General features: G+C 30.4%; 21 protein-coding genes, 1 pseudogene and 1 riboswitch. Of the genes and pseudogenes, 10 read left to right on the top strand and 12 right to left on the bottom strand.

All coding sequences use genetic code 11. From position 1 onward, the window contains the following. Window positions 1-395: 395 nt before the first annotated feature. Window positions 396-653, bottom strand: coding sequence for a hypothetical protein (locus AGR56_RS18530; protein ID WP_053243552.1), 258 nt, complete (start codon window positions 651-653; stop codon window positions 396-398). A 126-nt stretch (window positions 654-779) separates the two neighbouring features. Further along, complete coding sequence (locus AGR56_RS18525; RefSeq protein WP_053243551.1) at window positions 780-1,283, bottom strand: GNAT family N-acetyltransferase; 504 nt, start codon at window positions 1,281-1,283, stop codon at window positions 780-782. 445 nt (window positions 1,284-1,728) lie between these two features. Here AGR56_RS18525 and AGR56_RS18520 point away from each other — a divergent pair, with 445 nt between their 5' ends. From AGR56_RS18520 to AGR56_RS19845, 3 genes and pseudogenes are all read left to right on the top strand, one after another. Continuing rightward, window positions 1,729-3,051 (top strand): putative DNA modification/repair radical SAM protein, encoded by a 1,323-nt coding sequence (locus AGR56_RS18520; protein ID WP_053243550.1) that lies wholly within the window; start codon window positions 1,729-1,731, stop codon window positions 3,049-3,051. 70 nt (window positions 3,052-3,121) lie between these two features. Further along, window positions 3,122-3,778, top strand: coding sequence for a TIGR03915 family putative DNA repair protein (locus tag AGR56_RS18515; protein WP_347460569.1), 657 nt, complete (start codon window positions 3,122-3,124; stop codon window positions 3,776-3,778). Between the two features lie 138 nt (window positions 3,779-3,916). Beyond that, window positions 3,917-4,006, top strand: a pseudogene (locus AGR56_RS19845) (IS3 family transposase); the annotation flags it as partial. A gap of 56 nt (window positions 4,007-4,062) precedes the next feature. Here the strand turns inward: AGR56_RS19845 and AGR56_RS18510 are convergent. The 3 genes from AGR56_RS18510 to AGR56_RS20540 all read right to left on the bottom strand — a co-directional run bounded on the left by AGR56_RS18510 (window position 4,063) and on the right by AGR56_RS20540 (window position 6,094). Further along, entirely contained in the window at window positions 4,063-4,932 is an 870-nt protein-coding gene (locus AGR56_RS18510) for a polysaccharide deacetylase family protein (RefSeq protein ID WP_084757217.1), read from the bottom strand. Between the two features lie 131 nt (window positions 4,933-5,063). After that, window positions 5,064-5,942, bottom strand: coding sequence for a DUF5050 domain-containing protein (locus AGR56_RS18505; RefSeq protein ID WP_157055844.1), 879 nt, complete (start codon window positions 5,940-5,942; stop codon window positions 5,064-5,066). After that, window positions 5,939-6,094: a hypothetical protein gene (locus AGR56_RS20540; protein WP_157055843.1), complete on the bottom strand. Its 156-nt coding sequence runs from the start codon at window positions 6,092-6,094 to the stop codon at window positions 5,939-5,941. Before AGR56_RS20540 ends, AGR56_RS18505 begins: the two co-directional genes overlap by 4 nt. A gap of 185 nt (window positions 6,095-6,279) precedes the next feature. On the opposite strand from AGR56_RS20540, the gene AGR56_RS18500 reads away from it, so the two are divergent. The 4 genes from AGR56_RS18500 to AGR56_RS18485 all read left to right on the top strand — a co-directional run bounded on the left by AGR56_RS18500 (window position 6,280) and on the right by AGR56_RS18485 (window position 12,260). Then, window positions 6,280-8,217 (top strand): transglutaminase domain-containing protein, encoded by a 1,938-nt coding sequence (locus AGR56_RS18500; RefSeq protein WP_053243548.1) that lies wholly within the window; start codon window positions 6,280-6,282, stop codon window positions 8,215-8,217. Window positions 8,218-8,565: 348 nt separating this feature from the next. Beyond that, on the top strand, window positions 8,566-9,963 hold the full coding sequence (locus AGR56_RS18495; protein ID WP_053243547.1) for an aspartate ammonia-lyase: 1,398 nt from the start codon (window positions 8,566-8,568) through the stop codon (window positions 9,961-9,963). 263 nt (window positions 9,964-10,226) lie between these two features. Beyond that, window positions 10,227-10,964 (top strand): NAD-dependent protein deacylase, encoded by a 738-nt coding sequence (locus tag AGR56_RS18490; protein ID WP_053243546.1) that lies wholly within the window; start codon window positions 10,227-10,229, stop codon window positions 10,962-10,964. Between the two features lie 102 nt (window positions 10,965-11,066). Further along, complete coding sequence (locus AGR56_RS18485) at window positions 11,067-12,260, top strand: DNA polymerase IV (protein WP_053243545.1); 1,194 nt, start codon at window positions 11,067-11,069, stop codon at window positions 12,258-12,260. Between the two features lie 980 nt (window positions 12,261-13,240). Here the strand turns inward: AGR56_RS18485 and AGR56_RS18480 are convergent. From AGR56_RS18480 to AGR56_RS18460, 5 genes are all read right to left on the bottom strand, one after another. Beyond that, on the bottom strand, window positions 13,241-13,903 hold the full coding sequence (locus AGR56_RS18480) for a membrane protein (RefSeq protein ID WP_053243544.1): 663 nt from the start codon (window positions 13,901-13,903) through the stop codon (window positions 13,241-13,243). Between the two features lie 732 nt (window positions 13,904-14,635). Then, the gene (locus tag AGR56_RS18475; RefSeq protein ID WP_231017548.1) at window positions 14,636-15,463 is read right to left on the bottom strand and encodes a MetQ/NlpA family ABC transporter substrate-binding protein; all 828 of its coding nucleotides are present in this window, start codon (window positions 15,461-15,463) and stop codon (window positions 14,636-14,638) included. A 32-nt stretch (window positions 15,464-15,495) separates the two neighbouring features. Beyond that, window positions 15,496-16,176: a methionine ABC transporter permease gene (locus AGR56_RS18470; protein WP_053243543.1), complete on the bottom strand. Its 681-nt coding sequence runs from the start codon at window positions 16,174-16,176 to the stop codon at window positions 15,496-15,498. Next, the gene (locus AGR56_RS18465; protein WP_053243542.1) at window positions 16,145-17,203 is read right to left on the bottom strand and encodes a methionine ABC transporter ATP-binding protein; all 1,059 of its coding nucleotides are present in this window, start codon (window positions 17,201-17,203) and stop codon (window positions 16,145-16,147) included. Before AGR56_RS18465 ends, AGR56_RS18470 begins: the two co-directional genes overlap by 32 nt. Window positions 17,204-17,311: 108 nt before the next feature. Beyond that, a riboswitch (SAM riboswitch) is annotated at window positions 17,312-17,424 on the bottom strand. 237 nt (window positions 17,425-17,661) lie between these two features. Beyond that, window positions 17,662-18,177 (bottom strand): nitroreductase family protein, encoded by a 516-nt coding sequence (locus AGR56_RS18460; RefSeq protein WP_053243541.1) that lies wholly within the window; start codon window positions 18,175-18,177, stop codon window positions 17,662-17,664. Between the two features lie 245 nt (window positions 18,178-18,422). Here AGR56_RS18460 and AGR56_RS18455 point away from each other — a divergent pair, with 245 nt between their 5' ends. Together AGR56_RS18455 and AGR56_RS18450 are read left to right on the top strand one after the other, a co-directional pair. Beyond that, window positions 18,423-18,608 (top strand): (2Fe-2S)-binding protein, encoded by a 186-nt coding sequence (locus AGR56_RS18455; protein WP_053243540.1) that lies wholly within the window; start codon window positions 18,423-18,425, stop codon window positions 18,606-18,608. Between the two features lie 380 nt (window positions 18,609-18,988). Beyond that, window positions 18,989-19,504, top strand: coding sequence for a GyrI-like domain-containing protein (locus tag AGR56_RS18450; protein ID WP_053243539.1), 516 nt, complete (start codon window positions 18,989-18,991; stop codon window positions 19,502-19,504). 6 nt (window positions 19,505-19,510) lie between these two features. On the opposite strand, the gene AGR56_RS18445 is transcribed toward AGR56_RS18450, so the two are convergent. Beyond that, window positions 19,511-20,611, bottom strand: a complete 1,101-nt coding sequence (locus tag AGR56_RS18445; protein ID WP_053243538.1) for an acyltransferase family protein — start codon at window positions 20,609-20,611, stop codon at window positions 19,511-19,513. Further along, on the bottom strand, window positions 20,595-21,845 hold the full coding sequence (locus tag AGR56_RS18440; RefSeq protein ID WP_053243537.1) for a siderophore synthetase: 1,251 nt from the start codon (window positions 21,843-21,845) through the stop codon (window positions 20,595-20,597). The genes AGR56_RS18445 and AGR56_RS18440 overlap by 17 nt, the downstream gene beginning before the upstream one ends. A 389-nt stretch (window positions 21,846-22,234) precedes the next feature. Between AGR56_RS18440 and AGR56_RS18435 the strand changes: the two genes are divergently transcribed. Continuing rightward, complete coding sequence (locus AGR56_RS18435) at window positions 22,235-22,480, top strand: AbrB/MazE/SpoVT family DNA-binding domain-containing protein (RefSeq protein ID WP_053243536.1); 246 nt, start codon at window positions 22,235-22,237, stop codon at window positions 22,478-22,480. Window positions 22,481-22,513: the final 33 nt, after the last annotated feature.

Raw genomic sequence — 22,513 nt, 5'->3', positions numbered from 1 at the left:
TAATTAGGATTAATGCAAGTACCTATTTCCTCTTTTAGTTCTCTTATAGAATCCTGTAAACTTGTTTCACCCGATACTACTTTACCACCATGCACACCTAAAATTCCGTAGGTACGGAGGAATTTTTGAGGCCACTGAAAATTTTCTTTTCTTTATATTAAGTGATAATTTTAAGCGAGTACTTGCTTGAGGTATAGAAGGATAACGATCATATACGGGGTTTGGGATATAATCCCATTATCCTTCTTTAACTTGCATTGTGCATATATGTATATTAGCCCAAACCCAGTGCATGTTTACTTTTTCTTTTCTTTATATTAAGTGATAATTTTAAGCGAGTACTTGCTTATGGTATAGAAGGATAATGGGCTAAAACGCCCAAACCCCGTGCATGTTTACTTTTTCTTTTCTTTATATTCTTTATATTCTTTTACAATTAAATACACAGTAGTAGCCATAAGTATTAACATTATCACTGTTAATGTATTTTTAGCAATTTTACTAATACCGCTTGCCAATGGCGTTTCAAAAAATAAAACTATGGATATAAATATCGCTGCCAAAAGCGTGTACATTTTTTTGTTTTTAAGATAATCAATAAAAAACACAATAACCAAAAATGAATAACAAATACAACCCAATAAATTTCCCAAGTTCATACCTCCTTATTAATACACAATATTTTACAATTGTCCATTTATTTAATAATACACTACATAATCACTAATATTCAAATATTCGGCATAGGACATGCCAAAGCTTCATAAAAAGATTACAAACTAATCTTTATTTGCAACTTGAACAATTTGTTTTTCACCATTCTTTTCAAAATATTTGTAAACATGCATGCCAATCTTCTCAGCAACTTTTTGTGATGGAATATTTCGTACTGTGGTATATGAAAATACTTCATGATAATTTAAAACTTTAAATGCATATTCCTTACAAACAAGAGCGGCCTCCGTTGCAAATCCCTTATTACAATATTCTTTAATAATATGAAAACCGATTTCTGGTATAGTTTCATCACCAATATTTTGCATCGTTATGCCACAATCCCCAATAAGTATCTCACCCTCTTTTAATATTACAGCCCATAGTCCATGTTTATATTTTTTATAGTTTTCAATATTCCATTGAATCCAGCTTTCCACCTCTTTCTCACTGAACGGATGTGGATAGAATTTCATAGATTCAAGGTTAGAAAGAACTTTCATTAAATCTTTTTTATCATCAATTATTAATTTCCTCAGATACAATCTTTCTGTCTCAATAATTTTCATAATGCACCTGCTCCTCTCTTGCTCACTTCTTGAAATAAAATATAATGTATATAATACTTAAATTAAATTTCGAAAGCAAATAATATTCTTATTTTTACAATAAGACCTACCTCTTCATTTATTTCCTAATTTTTATTTACACGAACGCATGTTCTATGATATAATCAAAATATTGAGAACGTAAGTTCGTTTATAACTATAAATACTTGAAATTATATAGGTATTTTAGAAAGATTAAAAGCAAAGAGTTGAGCAAAATAAATATACAGTTTAAAAACTATCGTCAGCATTAAGTTTAAGATTTTTTCTGCAAAAGCAGAAAATCATCCTTCACTCTACTCTTTACTCTCTACTCTAATTCCAGTTTATTGAGCTAAATTAATATTATCAATTTAAATATTTCAGCTTATTTATCTATATACAAGAATTACGGGAGATGTTTTACATGGATGTTTTTGATAAACTTAAAATTTTAACAGATGCTGCAAAATATGATGCTGCATGCACCTCTAGTGGAGCTAGTAGAAAAGCAAGCAAAGGCGGCATTGGAAGTGCTGAAGCTTGTGGGATATGTCATAGTTTTGCTGGTGATGGAAGGTGTATTTCTCTCCTTAAAATATTAATGACTAATGCCTGCATTTATGATTGTAAATACTGCGTAAACAGAATCTCAAATGATATAAGACGTGCGTCCTTTACTCCACGTGAACTAGCAGACTTAACCATGAATTTTTATAGAAGAAATTATATTGAAGGACTTTTCTTAAGCTCCAGCGTAATAAAAAATCCAGATTACACTTGTGAAAATATGATCAAAACATTAAGAATTTTAAGACATGAATATAAATTCGCTGGATATATTCATGCAAAGGCCATTCCTGGAGCAGACAGCAAGCTTATAGATGAACTTGGGCTGCTTGCCGATCGTATGAGTGTAAATATAGAGCTTCCCTCCCAAAAAAGTTTAAAGCTTCTTGCACCAGATAAATCAAAAAACTCAATTTTAAAGCCTATGAGTTACATTAAAAATCGCATAAAAGAAAATTCTAAAGATATAGTAGTTTATAAACATGCTCCAAAATTTGTTTCTGCTGGTCAAAGCACTCAAATGATTGTAGGTGCTACTCCGGATACAGATTTTCAAATTTTAAATTTAGCTGAAAGCCTTTATAATACATATAAATTAAAACGTGTATTTTTTTCAGCTTATATGCCTGTAAATGAAAATTCCCTTCTCCCAGAAATACATACAAAACCTCCTCTTTTAAGGGAACACCGTCTTTATCAGGCAGATTGGCTTCTTAGATTTTATGGTTTTAAGGCAAGTGAACTTTTAGATGATAATAATCAAAGTTTTAATCCATATATAGATCCAAAATGTAATTGGGCACTAAATCACATGGAGCTCTTCCCTGTAGATGTAAATTCAGCCTCATATAAAGCTCTCCTTAGAGTTCCAGGTATAGGAGTAAACAGTGCAAAACGAATTATAACCACAAGAAAAGCAGTCAAACTAGATTTTTCTGATCTTAAGAAGCTTGGAGTTGTACTTAAGCGCGCCCAATATTTTATAACCTGCAGTGGCAAACTCTCCTACGGTGTTAAAATAAACGAGGATTCTGTTCTGCGTTCTTTAATGTCAGACAAAACCTTAGATATGTTTAGAAATAATTTACCGCCAGAAGAAGCGCCAAAGCAGCTTTCATTTTTCGATAACAGTTTGCTTTTACAGGAGGATATAAGAAAATGCTTAACAGGTCAAATTTAATTTATGAATATGACGGAAGCTTTGAAGGTTTACTTTGCTGCGTTTTTGAAAGCTATGAAAAAAAAAAGAAATACCATCAGATATTGCTCTTATAGATGAGCACCAGGTAAGCTTTTTTCCTACCAAAAAAATATTAACAGATGCAAAGAAATCAAACCGTGTTTTAATCTCCATACCAAAAAAAATAGGAAATTCAGCTTTAGAATTTATACAGTATTCTTTTTTAACCTGTCTTCCTAAAAAAGAGCTTTATATTTTAATGTTTTTGCATATGGGCTATAGTTTTGGACCGTCCGTTATGAATATGCTTTCCAATGATGTTGTAAATACACTTTTTAAAGCTGTTAAGCATTTAAAAAATGAAAGTCATCTTTTAAAGGGCTTTGTGCGTTTTTCCAGTTTTAATGGCGGTCTTGCAGCAGAAATAGAGCCCCAAAATTATGTTCTTCCCCTTTTAAAGCAACATTTTTGTGAAAGATATCCTGAAGAGAATTTCTTAATTTATGATAAAAATCACAGTATGCTACTTTTATATGAACCTTATAAGGCTTCTATCATTCCGATAGAAAATATGGAATTTAATGAACCTAATGAGGAAGAAAAACATTTTAGAAAGCTGTGGAAACTTTATTATAACACCGTAGAAATTGAAGGTCGCCATAATCCTAAATGTAGAATGACACATATGCCAAAGCGCTATTGGAAATACTTAACGGAATTTAAATAACCCTCGGCTATAGATAGACAAAATGGAATTTAACTCAGAGTACAAAGTACAGAGGACAGAGTACAGTGAAGGATGATTTTTCTCCGCTGTCGCTACAAAAAATCTTAAACTTAATGCACGCAAAGCGCTTAAAATATATTAATCTATTATAATAACTATAGATATCAGTGGAATTTAAAAAAGATGACTCCTGTTCAATACAGAAATCATCTTATTAATGTAGTATAGACTTTTTTTAATTGTCCTTGACAAAGGGTACATTTTAAAGTGTGCGGTATTTTTTATTATTTTATTTCACCAGTTATTTGTTTCTTGAAGTAATCTAAGCTGTTTGAGTTGCTTATATACATTCTATCAAGTGTGAATATTCCTTGGTCTTTGTTTGCTTGACCTTCATTTGTTGTAAATGCCATTTTGTAGCCAAGGCTTTTGGTTAATTTAACTGTATCGTCATTATAGCTTCCATAAGGATATGCAATGTAGTTTATTTTTTTATTTAGCATTTTTTCAAGCTTTTCTTTTGAAACTTTTAATTCTGTAAGCTGTTTATCATAGCTTAGTTCTTTTAAATGAGGATGTGTTACTGTATGACATTCTACATCTATTCCATTTGCATTCATTTCTTTAAGCTGTGCAGATGTCATAAAATCTGTGCTGTCATCAGTCTGACAGGTTATTACAAATACAGTAGCTTTGAATCCAAATTCTTTAAGTACAGGTAGTGCATTTTCGTAATTATCTTTGTAGCCATCATCAAAGGTTATTACAATTGGTTTCTGAGGAAGCGCAGCGCTGTCATTAAAGTGTGAATAAAGCTCATCTAAGGTTATTGGGGTAAACCCATTGTCCTTTATAATTTGCATTTGTTCCCTAAGTTTTTCTTTTGGCACTCTTAAGTCATTTCCCGCTTCATAAGCTATGGAGTGATACATAAGTACTGGTATATTAGTTGGATTAGGATCTTTTCTTACTGGTTTTTCCGTAACCTTTTTTACTGCTGTAGTTTTTGGTTTCGCCTTTGAGTTTGCATTGGTATTTAAGCTTTTTTTGTGATTTGCAAAAGTAAAAGCAGCAATTGCTAAAAGTAAAACTATAATTAGAAAAGCAGTAAACTTAAAATAGTTTTTATGTTTTTTTCTTCTTCGTGTTGGCATTAATTTCCTCCTTAATTGAAGAGTAGAGTGAATGAGGGGATGTTGCACTATCATAATAGTGAAGGGTTTTAACTCGCCCTGCTAGTTAAAAAACTAACTTTTTCACTTTTTCGTTCATTCTACTCTTTACTCTAGTTTAGTATTTTTCTATTACTTCCATCTAAATTCATTGTGTAGTCTACAACTTCGTTATTTGTTGTATCTTCATAGTATATTAAATTGTTTATTATGCTCATGCTTGTGGCTTTCCAGGAGCTGTCTGTTCCAAGAATTTTCTTTTCTGAACCGTCAATTTTTATTTTATATAAGAAGTTTCTATTTTCAGCACTGGAATAGAGGTATTCACCATCTAAACTTAAAAAGTGTGAAGCGTCTCCGTTTATTTTAGTTCTTTCTGAACCATCAATTTTTATTTTGTAAAGTGAGCTGTTATCTGAATCATTTGTATAGTAAATCCATCCATCTTTTATATTTATATAGACAGTTTTATCGTTATTTAATCTTGTGTTTTGTGAACCGTCTTTTTTCATTTTATACAGGGTGTTGCCATCGTTTTCGTTCTCATAGTAAATCCAGTCATCAACCACTGCAATATACGAGGAATACACATCATTTAGTTTTTGTCTTCCTGTTCCATCTTTTTTTATTTTGTAGGTTTTTCTTCCATCACCTTCGTTTTGATAATAAATAAAATCACCAGAGAGGTTAACATAGAAAACTTGATCATCTGAAATTTTAGTTTTTTGTGAACCATCTTTTTTTATTTTATATAGCTTTCCATTATCGGATATGTTTCTGTAGTATATCCAGTCATTATCTACATTTAAATAATAAGCTGCATCGGAAATTATTTTGGTCTTATTGCTTCCGTCATAACTCATTTTATATATGCCAGTATTTCCAGATGTGAGTGCATAATATACGTAGTCTTTGTCTTCAGTAGCTATACCGTAATTTGCAATATTGCTAACAGAGTTTCCATTTCCATAGGAAGCTTTTTGAAAGTTTATGTAATAATCATTATTTTTTTACTGTTATTTACAGAGATATTATTTGCAACTGATTTTTTAGTGGTTGTAATTTTAGGTTTTGATGAAGAACTTTGACATCCTGTAGACATTACAAGACTAGCGCACAATAGTGCTATGGCAAATCTTTTCATTTTTCCACCTCCTAAAAATTTACTGCAATAAATTATACATCTATATATTTTATCACTTATTATATAAAAGTAAAAAGTTAAATCTTAATATCATTTTTAAATTGAAGAAAATTGTTCCATTTGATATGATATATACATCAAAGTAAAATTAAATAAGGTAATATGAATAAGAATGGGGGATATTTATGAGAAAAGTAAAGAGTAAAAAGGTGATAATTATTATTGCTGTACTGGCATTTATAATGAATTTTCCTGGTAATGTTTTAGCAGCAACTACAAGTACAAATACCAATAGCAGCTATCAAGTGATTTCAGAGAAAAAGAGTACAAACATTGGATACAAGTTAAATACTTCGACTAAAGTAAGGAGGTACTATGCAACTTCTAATTTTGAAGTTACATCTTACAGTGATTTGAAAAGTAAAATAGCATATATACTGCAGAACAGAATTACTGACGTTAATCTTCATATAACATATTCATATAATGATGATGTGAATGTATTAACAAATCAAATTGACGGGTTATTGGACAATCCTCCTGTTGATGATTATGATTCAGTTTCTGTTACAAGTTGGGATCGAAGTGGAAGTGGATATGATGGTGACTTTAATATATCACTTAAATACACTTATGTTGAAGATAAAACGCAGGTCGATTATGTAGATTCTCAGGCTAAGCAAATTTTATCTCAAATTATAAAACCTGGTATGAGTGATTTGGAGAAAGAAAAAGCAATACATGATTATATAGTTTTAAATGTAGCTTATGATGAAACCTCACCTGATGAGGATATTAAGTACAGTGATTATAATGCTGTCACAAAACATATTGCTGTTTGCGAAGGATATGCACTTTTGACCTATAAAATGCTTACAATTGAAGGTATTGATGCGAGAATAGTTGTAAGTAATAATGGACCGGATGAAGTAGGACATGCATGGAATATGGCTAAGATAGGTGGCATTTGGTATCATTTAGATTGTACTTTTGATGATCCAGTTCCAGATGTAAAGGGCAGAGTAGAATACGATTATTTTAATAAAACTGATTCTGAAATAGCGGCGGATGGTGAACATCAATGGGATAGAACTAAATATCCAGCAGCCAATAATGAGTTTGATTCTAATGAAGGTGAAAAGTCTAGTATAAATTCTATATCTTTGAGTAAAGGCATGATACATGTTGAAACTTCGTATACTTCAGATAATACAGTTATTAATTTTGCTTTAGTTCATGAAGATGGCAGCGATGCTTCACAAACATATGGAGTGAGTAATCTCATTATGCTGAACAATGCTCCAGTTATTTTAGAAAATAATTGTGAGAGTGGGTATTTTATTCCAGAATACGTGCCTGAGGGAAATTATAAAATAAAAGTTACAGTAGGTGACGTAACAGCATATTCTAGTGTTATTTCAGTAAAAAGAGATTCTCAAATAACAGTCAACAATTTTCAAGATGGCTATGTGGGTAATACGTTTAGTTCAACATTAGCAGGGAGTGCATCAGATAAAGATGGTATTGAATATTTATCAGTTGGTTTAGAAAATGCTAATGGTGAGTCTTTAGATTTAACTTCAGGAGATATTACAGATAATGGATTTAAAGTGTTTAGATTAAATTCTGATGGAACTTTTTCACAGGATATCTCTGCACTTAACAAGATAAAAGATGGCAAATATACTATTGTCTTAATAGCTTTTGATTCAAATGGAATTGAGACTTCAAAGGTGATAAATTTTACAAAGGATTCAACTGCTTATGATTGGCAAAAGATATTGAATGATAAACCATGGAAGACTAAATATAGCACTTTTACAGAGCTGAATACTCTTATGAATGTGGCAACTACTAAGAAATTTACTGTTAAATTTTCAAGTGATGTTGATTTCAGCACATTAAATAGCTCTAATGTTCAGGTTGTTGATGCTGAAAGTGGACAGGTAATTTCAAGTACTGTTACTAAACTTACAAGTAATTCAGTGCAAATTGCACCAAATTTAAGTTTAACAGCTGGAAGAGTATATTATATTGTTGTTAATAATGATACAGTAAAAGCTGCAAGTGGCAAGAATTTAAAAAATGGTGTTATATGCCCATTTAAGGTTGCAGATAATTAGTTAGAGACAACTGATAAATTATAAAGGACAAATTTATACTGACAAACTGGAAGTTGATTCAAAGCACAGAGTACAAAGTGCAGAGTACAGTGAAGGTGGATTTACCTTTCGTTTCTCTCAGGTAAATCTTAGAACTTAATAGTGTCAGCTACGCTGAGCACTATATTTTAAGCGCTTTGAATTACAAAGACGGTTTTTAATAAAATGATATTTTTTTATATATTTAAATAAAAATTGTTATACTTAAAAATATAGTCGCATATGAAATGATTAAATCATTAATACTAAAATTATGATTAAAAAAATTCAATTGTAAAAAACAATTTTATTTACGGGAGGGTATATTTTATGGATTTTAGAATTGAAAGTGATTCTATAGGAGAAAAAAAGGTTCCAAAAGATGCTTATTATGGAGTACAAACATTAAGGGGAGCTAATAATTTTAATATCACAGGACTTAAACTTAATGTAGAATTTATAAAAAGTATTGTTCAAGTTAAGAAGGCAGCCGCTATAACAAACCAAGAAATAGGATTACTGAGATTAGACATTTCACAGGCTATTATAGGTGCATGTGATGAAATACTAGAAGGTAATTTTTATGATGACTTTATAATAGATCCAATTCAAGGAGGGGCGGGAACCTCCATGAATATGAATGCTAATGAAGTGATAGCAAATAGAAGCATAGAAATTTTAGGCGGAGAAAAAGGAAATTATGATATTGTTAATCCAAACGATCATGTAAATATGGGACAATCTACAAATGATGTTATACCTACAGCTGGGAAAATTACATCTCTAAAATTAATTTCAAACGTAATAATTAAATTAAGAGAGCTTTGTGATGCCTTTGATAAGAAAGCTGATCAGTTTAAAGATGTAATAAAAATGGGAAGGACTCAACTTCAAGATGCAGTTCCAATTACATTAGGTCAAGAATTTAAAGCATATAGCTCTGTAATAAGAAGGGACATAAAAAGAATACAAAAAATTCAAGAAGAACTTAAAGTTTTGAATATAGGGGGAACAGCCATAGGAACTGGAATTAATGCGGATACAAAGTATGTGAAGGGAATAGTTTCTAATTTAAGTAAGGTTACTGGGATAGAATTGCATCAGGCAGAAAACTTAATAGATGCAACCCAAAACTTAGATAGTTTTAGTGCTATTTCTGGAGTAATAAAAACTTGTGCGGTTAATTTATCTAAAATAGCAAATGACCTAAGGCTTATGTCATCTGGACCTAGGACTGGAATAGGTGAAATAAATCTTCCTGCTATGCAAAATGGTTCTTCTATAATGCCGGGAAAAGTAAATCCTGTAATACCAGAGGTTATAAATCAAATAGCTTTCAATATAATTGGAAATGATGTTACTGTAAATATGGCTGTTGAAGCAGGACAACTTGAATTAAATGCTTTTGAACCAGTCATTTTCTATAATATATTTCAATCTATAGAAACACTTACAAATGGCGTTGATACCTTCATTAATAATTGTATATTGGATATAACAGCAAATAGAGAAAGATGCAGTGAACTTGTTAATAATAGTGTAGGAATTGTTACGGCTATTTGCCCATATATTGGATATAGTTCTGCTGCTAAAATTGCAAAAAAGGCAATAAGGACAGGAGAATCTGTAAAGAAGATAATATTAAGTGAGGGGATTTTAAAGGAAGCACAAATTAATGATTTGATAAATCCTCTTCAAATGATTAAGCCAGGTATAATTGGAAGATAAATAGTATGCTATGTTAAAAAGTGTTGACAAAAATTTATGTTGTTAATTAGGTGTAAGGATTAGGAATACTTAAATAATGATAGAATTTCCCATGATTTAATATAATATAAAAGAATAAGGGTGCTGCATTAGCATATTTTTTATGCTAATGCAGCACCCTTATTCTTAGTGTTTGATACTTTTTAATATGTTTAAGTAATTTTATTTTTCACAAACTATGTCATAATAAAGGTAGTAAATTGTATTTTGGAGATGATTATTTTATGGAAAATAAAATTGCAAAATTGACTGAAATTATAAGGGATAGTAACAATATAGTATTCTTCGGTGGTGCTGGTTGTAGTTGTGAGAGCGGTATACCGGATTTTAGAAGTTCAAATGGATTATGGAATGAAAAACTTAAAATTAAATTTACTCCAGAGCAACTTGTATCTCATACTTTTTTTATGAAATATCCAGAAGAATTTTTTAAATTCTATAAAGATAAATTAATTTACCCAGAAGCAAAACCAAATGCAGCTCATATAACTCTTGCAAAATTAGAAAAAATGGGTAAGCTTAAAGCTATAGTAACTCAAAATATCGATGGACTTCATCAAGCTGCTGGTTCTAAAATAGTTTATGAATTACATGGTTCTGTTTTAAGAAATTACTGTATGAAATGTGGTACTTTCTATGATGAAAAATTCATTTTAGAAGCTAAAGGGATTCCTACTTGTCCTAAATGTGGGGGAACTGTTAAACCAGATGTAGTTCTTTATGAGGAAGGTTTAGATGATAATATAATTAGAGGTGCGGTAGACGCAATTTCTAAAGCTGATACCTTAATAATAGGAGGAACATCCCTTGTAGTTTATCCGGCTGCTGGTCTTATAAACTATTTTAAAGGTAAGAATCTTATTCTTATAAATAAAAGTACAACTTTTGCTGATAACAAAGCTGATTTAGTTATTAATGATTCTATAGGAAAAGTATTTAATGAAGTTATGAAACTAATCTAAAAGAGGGCCTGCATTCTATAACTTATGATAAAGATGCAGATTTAATTATAAGTAATAGTATAGGAAAAGTATTGGAAACTGTTATATAGATGTGAGGAATATATGAAAAAAGATAGAATAGTATTTCATGTAGATGTAAATTCAGCTTTTCTTTCATGGACAGCAGTAGAAAGATTGAGAAAAGGTGAAAAAGTTGATATAAGAAAAATTCCATCTATTATAGGAGGAGACGAGGCAGCAAGACATGGAGTTGTACTGGCAAAATCCATGCCTGCTAAGCAATATGGAATTATTACAGGTGAAAGCCTTTATTCAGCAAGAAAAAAATGCCCTAAAGCTTTAATTTTCTCGCCTTCTTTTAATGTTTACAAGGAATCAAGCGAGAGGTTAATGAATTTACTTAAGGAGTATACTCCTATAATAGAACAATATTCTATAGATGAATGTTTTATGGATTTAACCTTTAATATAGGTAAAATGACATCACTAGAACTTGCTCAAATTATAAGAAATAGGATAAAAAGAGAGCTTGGATTTACCGTAAATATAGGTATATCAACAAATAAGCTTCTTGCTAAAATGGCATCAGAACTTGAAAAACCGGATAAAATAAATACTTTATATAAGGAGGAAATAAAAGCTAAACTTTGGCCGCTTCCAGTAGATGAATTATTTATGGTTGGAAAGAGTGGAAAAGAAAAGTTAAATAAATTATTTATTCACAACATAGGTGAACTTGCAAACTTTGATGTGGATATCTTGGTTAGTAAGTTTAAAAGTTATGGAAAATTGGTATGGCAATATGCAAATGGAATAGACAATTCTACAGTTAACAACTGTGAAGAAGGAGTGAAAATTATAAGCAATTCAACAACTCTTTCAAGTGATATCACGGAATTAGAAGAAATTAAGAAAGTCATAATTGAGCTTTGTGAGAATGTTTCTTCAAGACTAAGAAAAAGTGGTAGATGTTGTACAGCTATATCAGTGTCAATAAGAACAAATAATTTTAAAAATTATTCGCATCAAAAGAAATTGAAAAACCCTACTAATTGTACAAATAATATTATTGAAACTTCGAATTCTTTATTTTCTGAAATGTGGAGGAGAGAACCTATAAGACTTTTAGGAGTACAGCTTTCGGGTTTGTGTGATAGCGAAGTTAAACAGATATCCTTATTTGATAATAATAGTGATGAAAAAAATATTGCATTAGACAAAGCCATGGATTTGATAAGGCAAAAATATGGAGATTCTGCTATTAAAAGATTATCTACTTTAAAAAGAAGAAATTAGTATATCTAATTATGATGTGTTGAATTTGCAATGTGAAGGACATATTGATATTGGATAATAAAATTTTAATAGAGGAAGACGATGAGGCTAATGATAATAAGCCAAGATACGAATAAGGTTAATGGTACAGTTGAAAAAAAGGTTTTTTAGCTTATAAAAGAATAATGGGCTGTAAAACCAAATATACTTTGCCTAGAGTATCTGTATGCGTAAAATGGAGCATTTTGATTATATGACAAGCATAAATGAATTGCTTCTGCATTAAAGCTTATTTTAAAACAAATAATATTAAAGGATATGTTATTATATTAAACGTCGTCGCGAGATGACAGTGATTGATGAGTTCTGAAAAAACATTTTAAAAAGTGTTGACAGAGCAAATTAAACATGATATTATATATAAGCTGTCTCGTGCAGCACATTGAACTTTGAAAATTAAACAGAGAAGAATTAAGTAAACCAGCAATTCTTTTGAATAGAAGAAATTCTATTTAATATATAAAGCGATGAGCTTAGGAATACAGCAGGTCATTATATATAAGTAATGATGAGAGAATTTTGGGAAAGACGAGGAAATAAAATAGGTTAATAACTATTTATTAGCGTGTTTTGTTGACGAAGTATTGCACAAAAAGGTTGATTTTTCCTCCGTTTCCCTACGGAAAATCTTTAACGTATTTAAATTATTTATTTTTCGTAGAGAAACGGAGAAAAATATTCCTTAACCTTTTTGCCGTGGCAAAAACCTTCACCTTTTGACAAGCAAAGCTATGTCAAACCCTTCACTTTTTCACATAAGTGAAAAAGTTAGTTTTTTAATGAGCAGGGCGAATTAAAACCCTTCACTTAGCTCGACAAATTCCGGTTTATCAGGATAAATTTGGAGATTGCAATTTTAAAGTTTCAAGTTGTCTATCTATAGGAAGATATGATTAACTATAATTTGACAGTTCATAAAGCCTTATATATAAGCGCGCTAATCAAGCACTTTTCTTCAGCACAATATCCTTCATTAGCTTTATGTCATCATTTATAAATCTGTGATCCACCTTATTAACATCAAATTTAAATATCTTAAATACTATTTGAATAAAATATCCTATTAGTGAAACCATTATTACAGTCCCTATTCCAGCAGAACCACCCATTATATATCCAAGAGCAAGTACAGACAACTCTATGAATGTTCTAACTATAAGCACAGATTTTTTTGTTTTTTTAGTAAGTGCGACCATAAGACCATCTCTAGGCCCAGATCCTAAACCAGCTCCTATGTACATATAACTTCCAATCGACATTAATAACATTCCTATAATAATTGAAATAACTCTTAGAACTATACTGTTGAAAACTGGTAATAAGTGATTTAACATCAAAATATCCATGAATGTTCCAATAACAAGCATATTAGAAATAGTGCCCCAACCTATTTTTTCTCCTGCAATATAATCTACTATAATTACAATTGCACTAACTATTATACTTGCTTGACCCATTGTTATATTCATCATCTTAGATAATCCTTGATGAAATACATCCCATGGCTGAAGTCCCAAATTTCCATTTATAGTCATAACTGTACCAATAGAACACAATAAAAGACCTATAAATAACTTTAAAAAAATTAATGTTCCTTTTTTCATAATTAGCCCCCCTTTGTAAATAGACAACATTAACTTGAAAATTGCAAGTTCCAAGTTTATCCTGGCAAAATAGGATTTGACTCAGAGTACAGAGTACAATTGACATAGTACAGTGAAGGTTAACTTTCTTCCGTTTCACTACAGAAAGTCTTAAACTTAATGATGACGCCAATTTTTAAAATTGCCTATTTTTTAGCTTAGCAAAGCTAAACATAATTAATTATATGATATTTTTTTAATATTTTAAAGTTTTTTTTTATGAATTATCAACTTTCATTTTGTATTTAGCATATTTTTGTAATAGAAATGTCGTTATAATAATAATTATTCAATTTCAAATTCACTGTAACCATAGTTAACCAACAGGAATTAATGGTGATATGTAATATATTATATAAAAATTTAGTTAACCGCAAAATTCACACCTAAAATTCCGTAGGCACGGAGGAATTTTTTTCCTTGCACCACTGTGGTAGCAACGCAACAATGCTGAAGAAGCGGTTTAAAAAAATCCTAATAAATCTTGGTTCAAAAATCATAAAACACTTAGATATTTCAATCTGTCTGAGCAATAGCGAGTTATTAAAATACCTTAGTGTTTTATGATTTTTCAACCTTAGATTTATAGGATTTATTATTAAAAGTGCTTTTATATTGTTCTAGAAGGATAATGGCTTACGCCCAAATCCCGCGTATGTGTATGCGACGAAGCATTGTTACTTTGCAATATTTTTAAAAAGCCGGAACTTCTGCTCCCTTATATATATCCTTTAAAAGCTTTTTTACCTTTTCAGTTTGATAAACTTCAACTAATTTTTTTAAAGCCTTATTGTTTTTATCTTTGCTTCTAACTGCAATTATATTGAAATAGTTCTTAACTGAAGGTTTTTTTGTACTTTCTATATAAATTGAATCCTTTAAAGGACTAAAGCCTGCATCTACTGCAACTCCACTGTTTATAGCTGCTGCATCAACATCTTTTAATGATCTTGGAATTTGTGTTGCTACAAGCTCAACTATCTTCACATTTTTAGGGTTTTCAGCTATATCTTTTACTGTAGGTAATACTCCTACACCATCTTTTAACTTTATTACGCCTGCATCTTGAAGTAATATAAGAGCTCTACCACCATTTGTAGGATCATTAGGTATTGCTATTTTAGCTCCATTTTTTAAATCCTTAACTTTTTTTATACTATCTGAATATATTCCCATAGGTGCTAAAACGGTATTTCCAATAGATACAATATCCAATTTATGATCCTTCTTGAACTTGTTAAAATATGCGATGGTTTGGAATGAATTTGCATCTATATCCCCGTCATTCAAAGCCTCGTTTGGCCTTATATAATCAGAAAAACTTACAATTTTAAGTTCAATGTTATCTTTCTTAAGGTCCTCTTTTAAAGCATCCCATATTTTATGGTCATCGCCTGTAATTCCTAATTTAATAACTTGTTTTTTATTACTATTTGCTAATGTACTTGATTGACATCCCGATAGTAAACCTAAGCTTAATGATAATGTTAAAAATAATGCTGCGACTCTTTTTATTTTCATTTTTCTTCCCCCTAATTTAAAATAACTTATTTTTAGTGACTTAACTTTTTTAATAAAAATTCACCTAAACCTTGTATTAAACTTACAAGTATTAATAAAATGATAATTGTAACTACCATAATATCTGTTTTAAAGTACTGATAGCCATATCTTATAGCAAAATCGCCAAGTCCACCGCCGCCTACGGTTCCTGCAACTGCTGAAAAACTAATTAAACTTACAGTAGTAATTGTAAGGGCATAAATAATTTGTGGAAGGCCCTCCTTTAATAAAACTCTATATATTATTTCAAAGGGACTAGACCCCATAGCTTCTGCTGCTTCAATAACGCCTTTATCAATATCCAAAAGTGCTGATTCTATCTGTCTTGCAACAAAAGGTGCTGTTCCAAAAACAAGTGGCACTACTGCACCCTTAACACCTATTGTTGTTCCAACTAAAAGTCTTGTTAATGGTATAATTGCTGCAATCAATATTACAAATGGAATTGAACGAAATGCATTTATTATTTTACCAATTATATTATAAACAACTTTATTCTCAAGTATATTTTTAGGACGTGTTACCACAAGTGCTACTCCAACAGGTATACCGATAATTGTAGAAATTACACCTGACACAGCTACCATTATTAATGTTTCTTTAAGTGCCGTTATCATATCTGGAAAAAGCTCTACAACATTAGGCATAATCGTGTTCAAAAGATTCCCCATACTTTATCACCTCCACATATATACTGTTTCCATTTAAATATTTAATGGCTCCATTAATTCCTTCTCTAAAACCACTAAATTTAACAACAAGATTGCCTATAGGCGTACCTTGTATTATTTCAATATTTCCAGAAATGATATTTGCATCTACCTTAAACCTTCTAGAAATTTCAGAAATAAAGGCTTCTTCAGCATTTGAACCTACAAAAGATAGCTTTGCCACTATATCATTTTCTGAAAATTTACTAGCAAATTCTTTACCTTCAATGAGTTCATAAACTTTATCATAATGGAATACTGTAGCCATAAATTTTTTAGTCATCTTTGCTTTAGGATTAGTAAATATTTGTACTATATCTCCCTTTTCAACAATTTCTCCTTCTTCCATTACAATTACTCTCTGGCAAATATCCTTAACAACATCCATTTGATGTGTAATAATAACTATTGTAAGTCCAAGCTTTTCATTAATTTCTTTGATTAACTTTAGTATAGATTGAGTAGTTTCAGGATCCAAAGCCGAAGTAGCTTCATCGCATAAAAGAACCTGAGGATCATTAGCAAGCGCTCTTGCAATAGCAACCCTTTGCTTTTGTCCACCACTAAGCTGAGATGGATAATTTAAAGCTTTGTCCTCTAAGCCTACCAAGCCTAAAAGACTATTTACTTTATTAGCTATATCTTTTTTATTCAACCCTTTTCCTTTAAGCGGGTAAGCTACATTATCAAACACATTTCTTCTAGCCATTAAATTAAAATGCTGAAAAATCATCCCTATCTTTTCTCTTACTTTTCTCAATTCCTTTTGGGATAACTTTGTCAAATCTTTATCATCAACTATAACCTGACCGCTAGTAGGTTTTTCAAGCAAATTTATGCATCTAACAAGAGTACTTTTGCCCGCGCCGCTATATCCAATAATTCCCAAAACTTCTCCATTTTCTACTTCTAAACTTACATCCTTAACAGCTTCAACTTTTTTGCCTCCATCTTCATAAACTTTTATTATATTTTTTAGTTCAATCACAATAATCCCCCTTTCCAAAATTCACGATATAAAAAATCCTCTTCCAAAAAGAAGAGGACAATATTAATAAAAAAAAACCAGCGGAAGGGTTCTATTATTAAATACCTTCCCTCATCTTTCAGAATTTTAATCTGCAGGATTTATGCACCTTTGCATGCAAATGAAACACGCTGGTTGCTGAAACGTCATCGGGCCAGCCCCTCAGTCTCTCTCGATAAGGATTTTATTCAATTTTTTTGTTATAAACAATATACAAAAAAGAGAAGGAAAAATCACCTTAACTTTTGGCTTTAGACGAAAAGTTCACCTTTGACGTGCAAAGCATCGTCAAACCCTTCACTTTTCACATAAGTGAAAAAGTTAGTCTTTTAATGAGCAAGGCAAGTTAAAACCCTTAACTTGAATTAGTTCGCAATATTTCTAAATTGCGTACAAAATAATAATTATTCACTATACTTTTAAAATTTATTAAAGTGGAGCTTATCATAAAGTAAATCTTTATCTTCATAGGCCTTTTTCTCTTCATCAGGATAGCCTATTGATATCATGCATTCAACGTTGTATTTTTCAGGTATATCTAAAAGTTTTTTTATGTAATCGGAAGTTGTTTCAGTTTCAGTATGCATTCTTTCATGAACTTGAACCCAGCAAGAGCCAAGACCCATTGAGTGTGCAGTTAAATGAAGTATAGTTGCTGCGATGGAGGCATCTTCCACCCAAACGTCAATATTTTTATCAGCGAGAACAACTATTGCAAGAGGAGCGCCTTTTAAAAATTGACTTCCAAATTCTCTACTTTGAGAGAGACCTTCAAGTAAATTTTTATCTGTGACAGCTATAAATTCCCATGGTCTTCTTCCTTTAGAGGATGGTGATAAAAGAGCTGCTTTTAAAAGCGTATCAATTTTTTCTTTTTCAATTTCTTTATCTTTGTATTTTCTAATGCTTCTTCTTGTCTTTAATAAATCAATCATCGTATAACCTCCAAACAATGTATTTAAAATAATAATACTATAAAACCTTAACTAATTAAATAATTAAAATTTTTATAATAATTTATATACCCTACATATTAAAGCAATAAATGGGTGAAACTAATTAATGCTAGATAAATTTATTACCCTAAAGATAAACTGCATGAAAATGTTACTTTTATGAATTTTAGTGCATATAAATTTCGGTGGTTTATAGGGTCAAGTAATTAAAAGGAGGAATTAAAATGAGAGATAAGGACGAAATAATATGTGGATGTTTTGATCTTAAGGTTGAAGACATAATGAAGGCTGTGGAGAATGGAGCTACAACATATGATGAGGTGCAAGAAGCTACTCAAGTTGGTACTGCTTGTGGTCAATGTGAAGATGAAGTTAAAGAATTAATTGATGAATTACTAGCACAAAAGTAAAAAGGTGAAGTAACAATGCTTCGTCGCGTTAAAAAAGTCCTATAAATCTAAGGTAAAAAATCACAAAATCCTAAGATATTTCAATAACTCGCTGAAAAGATGCTCATACAATTGAAATATCTAAGTATTTTGTGATTTTTTTACCAAGATTTATTAGGACTTTTTTTAAATCGCTCCTTCAGCATTGTTACTTCGCTCCCACGGTAGTGCAAGGAAAAAATTTTAGTGCCTACGGAATTTTAGGTGAGAAGCTTTATAGGAACAATGATATTATAATGGATTATCTAAAAAATATTCCTTTATATAAAATTAAGACAGCAAGAAATATGAAGATTTATTAATTTACAAGTGATAATATAGGAGAAAAGAGGGGGAGTAAGGTGGAAAGCAATATAAAGACAATTATATTTGTGATTGATTTTATTGAAGAACATATAAATAAAGAAATTAGTCTTGTTGGGTTTATGGGTAATACAAAGGAAGGTTTTCAGATAATACCTCAATTATGGGGCAAGCTTCGTAAGGAAAAAAATAAAATAAAAAATAGAGTATGTATGGATTATACGGTTGCTCTTAATGATTATTCAAAGAATTTTACATTCGAGGACAGTGTTCCAGCATTTGAGTATTATGCAGCAGTTGAAGTTTCAAAGCCCGAAGAAATTTCGCCAAGCATGAGCACAATAACATTGCCAGCAGGAAAATATGTAGTGTTTACATATAAAGGTAAATCTGAAGATTCACTTGAGCCAGTCATGGATTATATTTATAAGGAATGGTTACTGGAATCCAGTTGTCAATTTAATGAAAATGCCAAATTTGACTTTATACGATATGGTGAAGAAATGGATGAGCATAATCAAAGTAATATTGAAGTTTGGGTTCCTATAGTTTAAATACATCTATGACTTGATTCCGAACATAAATCTAAATACTTTAAATCTTTTTAATACCTCATAGGTTATTAAACTAGATGTAAGTGCAAGGGATATAATTACAATATATTGGAAAATAAAAGTCTTTGTTAGCTTTAAAATGAAATATGCAAATATAACAATATAGGTTTGATGAACTATATATATTGTGAAGGATGCATGGGAAAGATATGAAAGAAAGCTTGGCTCAAAGTTTAAGTATCGTTTACCATAACCTATAAATGTAAGTAGTGAAGCCCATATAGTAAAGTAATATATTAAAGAAAAAATTATTCCAAGAAGGCTAAAACCTTGCTGCCAGCCTATTGAATTTATTTCAATGAAAATTATTATATATCCAGCAATTGAGCATATAAGGTAGAAGTTTTTATGATTTTCAAGTATACCTAGAATACTATCATCTGAAGCCATTAGAAAACCTAAAATCACATAAATTCCATATACAAATATGTTTTTGCCAGTTATACTTGGCAATGCTGAAGCTACAGTAATTGGAATACATATAAGTAGTATTTTAAATGGTGCTTTAAATAATCTAATATTATGTGTTGAAAGTTTTTTCATAATTGGTAAAGTAATTAAAGAAATAATAAATAAGTACAAAATAAACCATAAGGCTCCAGGGGTAAAGCTTCCGTGGTATCCTGTTAAATCAGAAAAGACCAAGAAAAATTTTCTTAAATAGGCTATAAAGCTTAAAGTGCTGCTAGAATGAAATTTATATGCAAAGTATCCTTCTGGTGGTAGAAAAATAATTATTCCGAAAATAAGGGGAATAAACAAACGCAAAAAGCGCTCTTTTAAATAGTCTTTATTGGAGCGCTTTTTTAGCGAAAAGTAACAAGACATTCCAGCTAGTAAGAACATAAGTGGCATAAACCATAAAGAAGAATTTATTAGTGTAGTACAAAATGCATTTGACTTTCCTTGAATATAATTTGCTTCATTAGCATCAAAAATTCTAGCAGTGTGGAAGGGAAGTAAATAAAGTATACAAATAATCCTTAACCAATCAATATATTTTTTCTCATAAATAATATCTCCTGTTTTTTTATTTTGGAAGTTCACTATCCAATAAAATAAAGAAGTTTTCTATATTTTCTTTGTCCTTTGAATTACCGTATAAGTTTACAGTAAAGGTCATAATATTATTATAACTTGTCAAGGCCAACTGAAAGTAGGGTTTGTATTTCATTGAACCGAACATATAAGCATTAATTATTTGTGTGCCTTTAAAACAAAGCTTTTTAGAATCTAGAATTCCAATATTGGTCATGCCTATTTGTGGGTTTTTAAAACCATTTTTAAGTAACTTTTTAACATGCTTGTAGTTAAATAATTTAAAGAGCAGTGAAATTTTAACGAAGGCATTTAGTCCAATAAAATTTTTCTTTTTTAAATTCATGTCATCGTTAACCTTTTTTGCGGTATCATCAAAGGTATCATTAGGTTCAAGAGTTAGATTGCTAATAACTGTGGCGCTAAGATTGGTAAGCGCATTGATATTTTTGTTTTTTAAATACTTACGCATATCTACAGCTACTGATATACTGAGTCTATTTTTATTTAGAATTTTATAAAGTGCTCTGTAGAAGGCAGTAAGAGTTACATCATTAATTGTAACCTTGTGATTCTTACAGTATTTTTTAATAGATAAAAATCTATCTTCTGGAATTTCATGTGTTAATATAAATGGTTCAACTTCTTTTGCAGTACTCATTGGAAAGTTCAAATTAATAAAACCATTACTTTCTTTTCCTTGAAACATAAGAGCTTTAAATTTATCTTTAAAGTTAAATTGCTTATTTACAACATTTATACTTCTATTCCCATTAAGAAGGTAATTTATTGTGTAGTCAGAATTTTTTAATAAATTTGAATATAAGCTGCACAGTAAATAGAGGTAATCTTTGAAGCCAGCAGCATCGCATATCATATGGTTCATAAGTATGCACAAGGAATCTTTGGTTGAACTAAGCAGACAAGCCTTTACTTGAGGACCTGTGGCTTCATTAGTTCTTGACGTTATAAATGAATTAAATTCATCTTTAGTGTTTGCAAAAGTTAGGATATCTTTAAAACTTGAACTATCTACTTTCTCCCAGCGTGGTTCTTTAATATTTTCTACGTATTTACTGCTTAGTATAGGGACGACGTCTAAGGTCATAGCTAAAGCTTTTTTTAAAGCTATTTTATTAATGTTACCATCAAAGTGTATAATACAGTGAAGATTATGATCATTGAATTTATAAGTTTCAAAAAGAAATTGAAGCTTATCAAAAATTTCAGATTTAAATATCATATTGATTACCTCCGTTATTGTAACTTGTTTATAGATAAACAAGCTGAAATATTTAAATTACCAATGCCAAATTTATCCTTACAAACTGGAATTTGTTGAGCACTATAGTGAAGGGTTTTAACTCACTTCGTTTGTTAAAAGACTAAGGTTTTCGCTATGCGAAAGGTGAAGGGTTTTACGGTGCTGTGCACGTAAAAAACGATGGTATTAATATGCAAACGTTTTAATTGCTTTAATTATGTAAGAATAATATGTAGATTTATGACTAAATGAATGAAAGAGTAGGAGATGGTTTTTAATTTTATCAAATTTAAGTTGACTTGGCTATATTTTAATTGTTATAATTTAAATTAATAAGTCGAATTTTGTTTATTTATAGGAGGACAAATATGAAATCAACAGGTGTAGTTAGAAGAGTAGATGAACTTGGAAGAATAGTAATCCCTATGGAACTTAGAAGAACTCTAGAAATAGCCGAAAAAGACTCTCTAGAAATATATGTAGATGGTGAAAAAATCATATTTAAAAAATATCAACCAGCTTGCATTTTCTGTGGAGATGCAAAAGATGTTGTGAATTACAAAGGTAAAAATATCTGCAAAAGCTGCTTGGAAGAACTAAAATCTAACGCATAAAAAAAGAGGGCATTTCCCTCTTTTTTATTTTGT

Origin of the sequence: Clostridium sp. DMHC 10, assembly GCF_001270375.1 — a bacterium.
GTDB lineage: Bacteria > Bacillota > Clostridia > Clostridiales > Clostridiaceae > Clostridium_S > Clostridium_S guangxiense.
This window is presented reverse-complemented; position numbering and strand designations above follow the sequence as displayed.